1 protein-coding gene is annotated in these 1,857 nt (G+C 72.5%); it reads left to right on the top strand.

Going from position 1 to position 1,857, the window contains the following annotated elements; translation table 11 throughout:
* On the top strand, window positions 1-1,857 hold a 1,857-nt coding region (locus ABZY11_RS44210; RefSeq protein ID WP_356484580.1), incomplete at both ends, for an amino acid adenylation domain-containing protein.

Raw genomic sequence — 1,857 nt, 5'->3', positions numbered from 1 at the left:
CCTGGACCCGGCCACGGCCGACGCGCTGCGCGAGCTCGCCCGCGCCGCCGAGGTGCCCTGGCCGCCGGTCCTGGCCGCCGCCTTCGCCGCCTACCTCCAGCGCTGCACCGGGACCGACGAGGTGGTGCTCGGGCTCCCCGTCACCACCCGGCTCGGCCGCGCGGCCCGCTCCGTGCCCGGCATGGTCTCCAACGTCCTGCCGCTGCGCCTGGCCCCGCACCGCGACATGACCGTCGGCGAACTGCTGCGCCACACCTCCGCCGCGATGCGGTCCGACCTCAAGCACCAGCGCTACCGCTACGAGGACCTGCGCCGCGACCTGAACCTGCTCGCCGACGACCAGAAACTCGTCGGACCGCAGGTCAACATCATGATGTTCGACTACGACCTCCGGTTCGCCGGGCACTTTGCCGTCGTCCACAACCTCTCCGTCGGGCCCGCCGACGACATGGCCGTCGTCGTCTACGACCGCGGGGACGGCAAGGGCCTCCAGATCGACCTCGACGCCAACCCCGAGCTCTACACCCCCGACGAGACCGACGCGCATCTGCACCGCTTCCTGCGGTTCGCCGAGGCCCTCGCCGCCTCCGGCCCCGACCGGCCCGTCGGCGGGATCGACCTCCTGGACGCCGCGGAACGCCACCAGGTGCTGGAGGAGTGGAACGACACCGCGCACCCGGTGCCGCCGACCACTCTGCCCGCGCTGCTCGCCGCCCAGGCGCTGCGTACCCCAGACGCCACCGCCCTGGTCTTCGAGGGCACCGAACTGTCCTACGCCGAGCTGGACGAGCGGGCCGGCCGCCTGGCCCGGCTGCTCGTGACCCAGGGCGTCGGACCCGAGCGGTTCGTCGCCGTCGCCGTGCCGCGATCCGTCGAGCTGGTGATCGCCCTGCTCGCCGTGGTCAAGTCGGGGGCCGCGTATCTGCCGGTCGACCCGGGGTACCCGGCGGAGCGGATCGAGTTCCTGCTGGAGGACGCGGCTCCGGTACTGGTCCTGACCACGTCCGAGGTGGCCGCCGGCCTGCCGGACACCGGCACCCCGCACCTGCTCCTCGACGACTCCGGCACGGCCGGACTCCTGGCCGGGCACGGGCCGGACAGCGGCACCACCCTGCCCGCCGCCGCGCCCGCCAACCCCGCCTACGTCATCTACACCTCCGGCTCCACCGGCCGTCCCAAGGGCGCGATTGTCCCCCACGAGGGCATCGTCAACCGCCTGCTGTGGATGCAGGACCACTACCGGCTCACCGCGGAGGACCGCGTCCTGCAGAAGACGCCGTCCGGTTTCGACGTCTCCGTGTGGGAGTTCTTCTGGCCGCTCATCACGGGCGCGACCCTGGTCGTCGCCCGTCCCGAAGGCCACAAGGACCCCGTCTACCTGGCCGAGCTCATCCGTGAACAGGCCATCACCACCACCCACTTCGTCCCCTCCATGCTCCAGGCCTTCCTGGCCGAGCCCGCGGCCGCCCGGTGCACCGGTCTGCGCCGGGTGATCTGCAGCGGCGAAGCCCTGCCCGCCACGCTTCGGGACCGGTTCTACGCCACCTTCGACGGGCCGTCGGACATCGGACTGCACAACCTGTACGGGCCGACCGAGGCCTCCGTCGACGTGACCTGGTGGGCCTGCGGCCCCGAGGACAAGACCCCGGCGGTGCCGATCGGCCGGCCCGTGTGGAACACCCGCGTGTACGTCCTGGACGCAGGTCTGCGACCGGTTCCCCCGGGTGCACCGGGAGAGCTCTATCTCGCCGGAGTGCAGCTCGCCCGGGGGTATTTGGGCCGGGCGGGGTTGTCGGCGGGTCGGTTCGTGGCGGATCCGTTCGGTGGTGCCGGTGGGCGGATGTATCGCACGGGTGA

This window comes from Streptomyces sp. NPDC006510 (genome assembly GCF_040611955.1).
In the GTDB taxonomy this organism is placed as follows: Bacteria; Actinomycetota; Actinomycetes; order Streptomycetales; family Streptomycetaceae; genus Streptomyces.
Note: the sequence above shows the minus strand (reverse complement) of the source record. Positions and strands in the feature narration are given on the sequence as shown.